The sequence below is a fragment of the Iodidimonas nitroreducens genome, from assembly GCA_000710935.1.
Classification (GTDB): domain Bacteria; phylum Pseudomonadota; class Alphaproteobacteria; order Sphingomonadales; family Rhodothalassiaceae; genus Iodidimonas; species Iodidimonas nitroreducens.
The window spans coordinates 18645-27224 of sequence record BAYV01000050.1 but is presented as its reverse complement, the minus strand read 5'-3'; the positions used below and the strand labels follow the sequence as shown (position 1 = coordinate 27224).

The following is an 8580-nucleotide window of genomic DNA, read 5'->3' as shown; positions in this document are numbered from 1 at the left end:
CGAAACCGACATGGCCGCTTAACTTAAACCAAAATGGCCTCCGGCAATCCCGGGGCGGTTCAGATCGACGCTGATGATGGGATCAAGAGGCCCGCGCAAGGGCGATCCTTGAGGGCCGGCCCTTGATCCATCAAAGTGGGGCCCATCCTATGGAAGGATGAGCCCTTTCATCAATAGCGATAGCTCAGTTCCACCCCGATGCGCCGCAAAGGCCCGGGATTGACGAACGACCCACCAAATTCCGGGGCGCCGATCACTTCTTCCACATAATCGGATTTATTGAGATTATCGGCGAAAACCATCAGCGACCAGATATCATTCTGAACGCCGCCGCGCAGATTGAGGGTGGCATAGGTATCGCGACGCGTGCGTGAAAAATCACCGGGCCCGAATAAGGATGGCTGGGTATTTTCCTGCACGGTGTGAAACCAGGTCGGCCCCACGATCTGGGCATCAGCACGCAGGAAGAGCTCGAGCCAATTCCTAACCGGATAGGTCACCTGCCCTCCCAGATTGACATTAAATTTGGGCGTGGCCGGAGATTTATTCCCCACCGTATCCGGGCGCGCCGCATTCTCTTTGATCTCGCTTTCAATGAAGCTGCCATTGGCCCATGTTTTGAACCAGTCGGTAACCTGCCAACTGGCCGATGCCTCGATCCCATAAATATTCACATCATCGATATTCGAGACAACACGCAGCAGGCCAAAGGGGCCCACGAAAAATTCAAAAAACTGCATATCATCCACATCGGTGAAATAGCCGGCCAGTTCATAATTGACCCGCCCCTGGAAGGCATTGCCCTTCAGGCCCGCCTCAAAGGCCGATGAGGTTTCCTTGGCGAAATTATCACTGATAGCGATATCCGTCCCAAGGGCATCATTGATGAACAAATCGACCGTGGCTTGCGAGCCCTGATTGTTGAATCCGCCCGATTTGAAACCGATCCCCCAATTGGCAAAGGCGGTCAGGCTGGGCATGATCCGCCATGTTGCGGAAATCTTGGGCTGAAATTTTTCAAAAGTCTGGCTGCGATCCGCAAAGCCCCCATCGGGATTGAACAAGGGATTAAGGCCGGGATTAAGCGGCGCGCCACCGCTGAAAGGCGGCCCATCAAAATCAATGAAGGCATTGCGGGCTTCGGTGGGCACCAGATTGGTGACATCGCGTTCCTCGCGATCATAACGCCCGGCAAAGGATGCATTGATATCTTCGGTCAGATCAAAGTCAAATTCACCGAAAATCGCAAAGACATTGGTATCAAACCGGTCATGCAAAAGCTGCTCTGTGGCATTGGGCTGGCCCTGGGGAACAAACAGTTCGCGAGTTACCCCATCGCCCGTATCGCGGCCCAGATTCACCCCCACTTCGCGCTCCAGATCCAGAAAATACCCCCCGCCCAACCAGCGCAATCGGCCATCCATGGCATCACCGCTCAGCCGCGCCTCGATGCTGAAATCCTTTTGATTGCGAAGCTGGAACTGTGTGCCATCGCAGGTCAGCGGCGTATAGGGGCCAAGAAAGGAATTGGGAAAGGCAGGTGAAGAGCCCAGAAATTGGGGCGCTGGCAGGGTTACGCCCTGATCAAACAGATTTTGCGCCGATTGCTGGCAGATCGGATCATCATTGAAAAAGCCGAAGGCCCCCGACGTTCCATCTGCAGAAAGTGAATTATCGATATCGGAATAAAGTGCCCAGATGGTCAGATCGGCAAAATCGAATGTGTAATCAACCTTGCTGGAAATTTCGAGGGAATCCTGTTTGTTGAGCGGATCGATATTGGGCTGGAAAACAAAATCATGATCATTCACATCCTCAAAAAGCTTAGGACTGTTGAACGCCTCAGCCAGCCCCGGCAAAGCGAACACGGCATTGAAGGTAATGGCCCCTGCCGTCACCTCGCCATAGCGGAATTTTGTATCGATGCTCAGATTTTCAGTGGGTTCCGCCACGAGCCGGGCTTTCAGATTCCAATTCTCGAAATCATCAACGATGGGCCGGTCATCCTGAAAACTATTGCGGTAAAATCCATCACTATCGCGATAATCGCCGCTCACCCGCAAAAACAGTTTGTCCTCAATAATCGGCCCTTCAACCGAGCCATTGAATGTGACCGTATCATCTTCGGCAAAGCTGGTTTCGCCAAAAACATGAAATTCATTGCCAGGCTTGCGGGTACTGACCACAACGGCCCCAGCCGCAGCATTGCGGCCATAAATGGCCCCTTGCGGACCTTTCAGAATTTCGATCTGCTCAAGCGCTGTATATTCTCGGTTAAAGGCCGCGGGATTGGTATAAAGAATGCCATCGATCACAAAGGCAAAGCTGGCTTCGGCATCCCGGGTGCCATTGATGCCGCGGATATTCACCTGCGTATCGCCCACTTCGGCGGCATTCACCAGACTCACACCGGCAACCAGACCAATGAAATCTTCCGGTCGCTCCACATCGGCATCGCGCAGGGTTTCACTGTTCAAAACACTGACAGTCGCCGGAATATCAAGGAGGGATTCCTGGAATCGCCGGGCGGTGACAACGATTTCCTCGATCTGCATCACCTCGCCACCTTGTGGCTCATTCTGCTGCGCCAACGCCGGAGCGGCAGCCGCCAAGATGGAAAAGCCGGCAACACTGGCTAAGAGCGGCCTTGACAGAGACGTGGTCATCTCGATTTCTCCCATTTCCTCTATGTGGCTGATCAGATGCAATGATTTTCACCGTTCCGCCTTCCCATCCGGCTTTTTTCATCTAGATCGGTGACATCATCTGGATCCGTGGCATTCTGGCGATGCCTCTTTGATCTTTTTCTGCTACGAGACAGATTATGTGATCAGCTTATTGTATACAAAATGGGTTCGTCAAGACGGCTTGACGATGATATTGTATCCAAGGCTATGAAAAGGCGATTATGTCGAAAGCATCAGAAAAAGCCTATCGGGAAATCCGTGAACAGCTCTTGCGGGGCACCTTCAAACCGGGCGAACGGCTGATCGAGGATGATCTCGCATCCCTGTGCGGGGTGAGCCGAACGCCGATTCGCGAGGCTCTTCGTCGGCTGGCCAGCGATATGTTCGTGCGGCAAATCCCCAATCACGGGACCTTTGTGATCGAAACATCCGAACATGATGTGGAAGATCTTTTTGAGCTGCGCGCCATGCTCGAAGGCTATGCCGCCGCCCGCGCCGCCCATCGGGTAACCGCAGATGCATTGGCCCGGCTCAATGAAGAAATCGCGCGGATCGACAGGGCCCTGTCGATGCAGGGCGCCTATTATCTGGATACATTCCTTGATGCCAACCGAAGCATCCACGCCATCATCATTGGCCTTGCGGGCAGCGAACGCCTGCGGCTGATGCTCCACAGCCTGACCGAACAATCGGTGGTGCTGGGCACTTTGCACCGCTATTCCATGGAAGACCTCAAGCGATCCAATGAGCATCATAAGGAAATCATGGCGGCCCTGCGGGCGGGGGATGCGATCTGGGCGCAGGCGATCATGACCGCCCATATCCATGCTGCTTTCCGCAGTTTCAGCCGGGGTGAGGATGACGCAGTTCAGGACAAAGAACGAAAGGATTGAAAGGCATCGAGCGCCGCATCAATCGGCACGATATCAGCATATTTCTGCCCCAGATCAAAAAGATTGGCTTCCTGCACCCTGGCATCACGATCCCCGCACGCTTCGGGCACCACAAGCGGGATGAACCCGTTTTGCAGGGCATCAAGGGCGGTGGCCCGCACACAGCCCGATGTGGTCAACCCGCAGATATAGCAGCTATCCACCCCCATGGCCCGCAATGTGGATGCCAAAGAGGTGCCGAAAAAAGCACTGGCATATTGCTTGGTGATCACCACTTCATCAGCGCGCGGCGCTGGCCGCTCGGGAAAATCCCCCAAGGGGCTGCCCGCATCAAAAACGTGCAACGCCCCCACCTTGCGATAAAACAAGCCGCCATCGGCACCGCCGGGGCGATAGCGCACATGGGTAAAAATCACTGGAATCCGGGCTTCGCGTGCCGCCTCTACCAAGCGGGCGGCGGCGGCCACCGCATCGTCTACCCCAGCAAAAAGGGGAGAAGCCGGGTCGAGATAGGCCCGCACGATATCAACCACCAGAAGCGCCGGGCGTCGCCCTAATCCCAGTGCGTTCCCAAAGCCCGCCGCCGCATAATCTGTTGCCAGATCTTTTTCGCCACCTGTGGTCATTAAATAATCCCCGCCTTTTCGAGCCGGTCCAGATCTTTTGCGCTTTTCCCCAAAAGGCGGCCATAAATATCAGCATTATGCGCCCCCAAAGCTGGCCCCGGCCAGGCGATTTCGCCCGGTGTGGCCGATAAGCGCGGCGCCACATTCTGCATCCATAAATTCTCAAACTCGGGATGCGCCACCTGCCGCACCGCCTGGCGCGCCTGATAATGGGGATCTTTCAACATATCAGGCGCCTTAAAGATTTTACCCGCTGGTACGCCATGGGTTTCCATCAGCGTCAAAAGTGTATCGGCATCAAAAGATTGCGTCCACGCGCTGATCAATTCATCCAGCTCTTCCTGCCGTTCACCCCGCGCCGAATGGGTTGCATAGCGCGGATCATCAGCCAGTTCTGGCCGCTCCATCGCCTGTGCCAAACGCCGGAAAACCGTATCCTGATTGGCACCGATCAAAATCTCGCCATCCTTGACGGGATAGGCATTGGACGGCGCCACGCCGGGCAACACAGACCCCGTGCGTTGTCGGACAAAACCCGCCACCGTAAATTCCGGCACCGTTGATTCCATCATGGCCAGCACCGCTTCATAAAGGGCGCTATCCACCATCTGCCCCTCCCCCGTGCGCTCGCGATGATACAGGGCCATCAGCGCCCCCATGCAGGCAAAGCTGGCAGCCAGGGAATCGCCGATGGAAATGCCGATCCGGCTGGGGGGGCGATCGGGGTGGCCCGCCAGATTGCGCAAGCCCCCCATCGCCTCGCCGATCGAGCCATAGCCCGCGCGCTTGGCATAAGGCCCGGTTTGCCCAAATCCCGAGACCCGGATCATGATCAGCCGCGGATTGATTGCTTTCAGCGTTTCATAATCCAATCCCCAGCGTTCCATCGTTCCGGGACGAAAATTTTCCAAAAGAAAATCGGTTTGCGCAACCATTTCACGCAGCATCGCCTGGCCTTCCGCCTGCCGCAGATCCAAAGTCACGGATTTCTTGTTGCGCGCCACCACGGGCCACCACATGCCGGGTTTCTGCCCCCATTGCCGCATGGGATCGCCGGTGCCGGGCTGCTCCACCTTGATCACCTCAGCACCATGATCGGCCATAAGCTGGCCGCAAAAGGGGCCCGCCAGAAGCTGCCCGAGTTCGATCACCCGCAAATCGCGCAAAGCGCCGAAGGGGCCGGGGTCCGAATTATGCATTGTGCACCTCTTTGTTGATCCATTTTATCCTGACATAACAGCTTTTCGACAGGAGTGACTTGACACACTGTATACAATGCGGCTCTTTCATTGCATACAATATGTCACCCGGAACGGAAAAGGAGAAAACGCATGAAGCATCCATCTTCCGTATCGCTGGTCGAGGTTGGCCCGCGTGACGGGCTGCAAAATGAAGCTAGAAGGCTGGAGAGCACAGACAAAATCACGTTGATCAAGGGGCTGATTGATGCAGGATTGCGGCGAATCGAGGTGGCAAGTTTTGTCAGCCCCAAGGCGGTGCCCCAGATGGCCGATGCCGAAGCTGTGATCGCGGGCCTGCCCGCGCGCGATGATCTGACCCTGATCGGCCTGGTTTTGAACATGCGGGGCTATGAACGGGCCCTGGCAACCCGCAGGGCGGATGGTGGCGGCATTAACGAGATCGGCTGTGTGGCCGTGGCCAGCAACAGCTTTGCCCTGCGCAATCAGGGGCAAAGCCGCGATGAAAGCCTGAGCATCGCTGGCGATATCATCCGCCGGGCGCATGGTGATGGCCTCAGCGCCCAGATCACTTTATCCGCCGTTTATGGGTGCCCCTTTGAAGGTGAGATCGACCCGGCCACCGTTATTGATATGGCGCGCCGGGCCGCAGATTTCGAACCCGATGAAATCGCCCTGGCCGATACCATCGGGGTGGCGGTGCCCGCGCAGGTGCGGGATCTGTTTGGCTCGGTGCGGGAAGCCGTGCCCCATATCCCCCTGCGTGCCCATTTCCACAATACCCGCAATACCGGCATTGCCAATGCCTGGGCAGCGCTGGAAGCCGGGGTTGCAACGCTCGATGCCTCGGTCGGCGGATTGGGAGGATGTCCTTTTGCTCCCGCCGCCACCGGCAATATCGCGACCGAGGATCTGGTTTATCTGCTGCATCGCTCGGCGGTCACAACCGATGCCGATCTGGATCAACTGATTGCCCTGACGGGCTGGATTGGCAAAAAACTGGGCCGTGATCTGCCCGCACAGGTCTCGCGCGCCGGGCCCTTTCCGCCAGCCAATCTTAAAGAAGCCAAGCTCAAAGCAGGCGGGGTGCAACCAGAAAGGAAAAGACCATGAGCTACAGACTGGGCGTGGATGTTGGGGGCACCTTCACCGATATTCTGGCCATCGAAAACGAAACCGGGCGCACATGGCGCGGCAAGGTTCCATCCACCCCCGATGATCCGTCCCGCGCGGTGATTGATGGGGCGAAAGCCCTGTGCGCGGATGCAGGCATTGCGCCCAAAGATATCGCCTGGTTCTTTCATGGCACCACAGTTGCCACCAATGCCGTACTCGAAGGCAAGGGCGCGCGGGTGGGTCTTGTGGTCACCGAAGGCTATCGGCAGATTTTACAGATCGCCCGATCCTATGTGCCCGGCGGGCTGGCGGGCTGGATCGTTTGGCCCAAGCCAGAGCCGCTGGCCCCTTTGGAATGCACCATCGAAGCCCCCGAGCGCATGGGTGCCGATGGCACCATCGTGCGCGAGATCGATGAAGAAACCCTGCGCACCCGGCTCAAAACCCTGAAAGACGAAGGGATCGAGGCGCTGACCATCTGCCTCATCAACAGCTATGTGAATGATCGTCATGAACGACGTGTCGCCGAAATCTGCGCCGAAATATTCCCCGATCTGCCGATCACGATTTCTGCCGATATTCTGCCCGAAATGCAGGAATATGAGCGGGCGCTGACCACGGTTGCCAATTCTGCCGTGCGCCCCGCCGTGGCCCGCTATGTGGGGCATCTGGAAAAGGCACTGCGCGATTGGGGGATGGATGGGCCGCTGCATTTGCTCAGATCCGATGGCGGCCTGATGTCGGCCGCAAAATCCGCCGCCTCGCCGGTCAATCTTTTGATGTCGGGCCCGGCAGGTGGTGTCGCCGGTGCGGTATGGGTCGCGCGCCATGCGGGGCTTTCCAATATTTTAACACTCGATATGGGCGGCACCTCTACCGATGTGGCTTTGATCGAAGCCGGTGAGCCCCGATTGCGGCGCGAAACATCGGTTGGCAATCTCACCGTGCGCGCAAGCTCGCTTGATATCCGCACTGTGGGGGCAGGCGGCGGCTCCATCGCCCATGTGCCAGACCTCACCCGTGCCCTGCGGGTTGGGCCTGAAAGCGCTGGTGCCGTGCCCGGTCCGGTCGCCTATGGTCGCGGCGGCGAACAGGCGACGGTCACCGATGCCAATGTGGTACTGGGCTTTTTGCCTGAAAGCCTTTTGGGCGGCGATATGGCGCTGGATCGCAAGGGTGCCGAACAGGCCGTGCAGCGCATTGCCGATGCGCTGGGGATCGGCCTTCATCAGGCGGCGGCGGGCATTGTTGATATTGTCAATGAAACCATGTTTGGCGCTTTGCGGCTGGTTTCGGTGCAACAAGGCTATGATCCCCGCGATTTTGCCCTGATGGCTTTTGGCGGCGCCGGACCTTTGCATGCCAATGCTCTGGGCCGCCTGATGGGGGCATGGCCCGTTGTGATCCCCCCTAGCCCCGGCGTGCTCTGCGCCTATGGCGATGCCACAACACGCTTGCGGGCCGAAACCCAGCGCAGCTTTGGCCAAACAGCGGAAGAAACCGATGACAGCGTGATCGCCGCCCTGCTCGATGAATTGGGCCGTGATGTGGCGGATGAACTGATCCGCGAAGCTGTTCAACCAGCCGATATCACCATGCGATTTGAAGCCGATATGCGCTATCAGGGTCAGGCCTTCGAGGTGCCTTTGCCGGTCAGTCTCGATGATTTTCGTGCCGGAAAGGGGCTGGCCGCCCTTGCACGTGCTTTTGACCGCGAGCATGAACGGCTCTTTACCTTCAATCTGAATATGCCGCGCGAACTGGTCAATCTGCGCGCCACCGCCATGAGCCCGGAAAGCCGCCTTGCCCCCCAGGAACTGCCCAAAGGTGACGGCAATCCATCGGCAGCCAAAATTCGCGATCACAGCGTTTTCATGGATGGGATGGAAAAATCAGCGGTGATCTATGACCGCGCCCGCCTGCGCGCTGGCGATCAGGTGCCGGGGCCTGCGGTGATCGTTGAAATGGATTCCACCACGCTGGTGCTCGATGAGCATGTGGCGCAGATCGATCCTTTTGGCAATATTCTCATCACGCCCGCCTGACCGGGCCTTAAGTC

At 57.4% G+C, this 8580-nt stretch carries 6 protein-coding genes; 3 read left to right on the top strand and 3 right to left on the bottom strand.

Features of this window, described 5'->3' with window-relative positions; translation table 11 throughout:
- Positions 1-170: 170 nt before the first annotated feature.
- Positions 171-2666, bottom strand: a complete 2496-nt coding sequence (locus AQ1_RS12260; protein WP_042087753.1) for a TonB-dependent receptor — start codon at positions 2664-2666, stop codon at positions 171-173.
- Between the two features lie 242 nt (positions 2667-2908).
- Here AQ1_RS12260 and AQ1_RS12255 point away from each other — a divergent pair, with 242 nt between their 5' ends.
- Positions 2909-3580 (top strand): GntR family transcriptional regulator, encoded by a 672-nt coding sequence (locus AQ1_RS12255; protein WP_042087743.1) that lies wholly within the window; start codon positions 2909-2911, stop codon positions 3578-3580.
- Here AQ1_RS12255 and AQ1_RS12250 read toward each other — a convergent pair.
- Both AQ1_RS12250 and AQ1_RS12245 read right to left on the bottom strand, forming a co-directional pair.
- Complete coding sequence (locus AQ1_RS12250; RefSeq protein ID WP_042087741.1) at positions 3556-4206, bottom strand: isochorismatase family protein; 651 nt, start codon at positions 4204-4206, stop codon at positions 3556-3558. The two genes, AQ1_RS12255 and AQ1_RS12250, sit on opposite strands and share 25 nt — an antisense overlap.
- Positions 4206-5405 (bottom strand): CaiB/BaiF CoA transferase family protein, encoded by a 1200-nt coding sequence (locus tag AQ1_RS12245; RefSeq protein ID WP_042087739.1) that lies wholly within the window; start codon positions 5403-5405, stop codon positions 4206-4208. Before AQ1_RS12245 ends, AQ1_RS12250 begins: the two co-directional genes overlap by 1 nt.
- A 132-nt stretch (positions 5406-5537) precedes the next feature.
- On the opposite strand from AQ1_RS12245, the gene AQ1_RS12240 reads away from it, so the two are divergent.
- Both AQ1_RS12240 and AQ1_RS12235 read left to right on the top strand, forming a co-directional pair.
- Positions 5538-6518 (top strand): hydroxymethylglutaryl-CoA lyase, encoded by a 981-nt coding sequence (locus AQ1_RS12240; protein WP_042087736.1) that lies wholly within the window; start codon positions 5538-5540, stop codon positions 6516-6518.
- On the top strand, positions 6515-8566 hold the full coding sequence (locus AQ1_RS12235) for a hydantoinase/oxoprolinase family protein (RefSeq protein WP_042087735.1): 2052 nt from the start codon (positions 6515-6517) through the stop codon (positions 8564-8566). The genes AQ1_RS12240 and AQ1_RS12235 overlap by 4 nt, the downstream gene beginning before the upstream one ends.
- The last annotated feature ends 14 nt before the right edge of the window (positions 8567-8580 follow it).

Coding starts and splice junctions, on each gene's coding strand:
- AQ1_RS12250 (WP_042087741.1), bottom strand. CDS start 4,206: ATGACCACAGGTGGCGAAAAAGATCTGGCAACAGATTATGCGGCGGCG.
- AQ1_RS12240 (WP_042087736.1), top strand. CDS start 5,538: ATGAAGCATCCATCTTCCGTATCGCTGGTCGAGGTTGGCCCGCGTGAC.
- AQ1_RS12235 (WP_042087735.1), top strand. CDS start 6,515: ATGAGCTACAGACTGGGCGTGGATGTTGGGGGCACCTTCACCGATATT.
- AQ1_RS12255 (WP_042087743.1), top strand. CDS start 2,909: ATGTCGAAAGCATCAGAAAAAGCCTATCGGGAAATCCGTGAACAGCTC.
- AQ1_RS12245 (WP_042087739.1), bottom strand. CDS start 5,405: ATGCATAATTCGGACCCCGGCCCCTTCGGCGCTTTGCGCGATTTGCGG.
- AQ1_RS12260 (WP_042087753.1), bottom strand. CDS start 2,666: ATGACCACGTCTCTGTCAAGGCCGCTCTTAGCCAGTGTTGCCGGCTTT.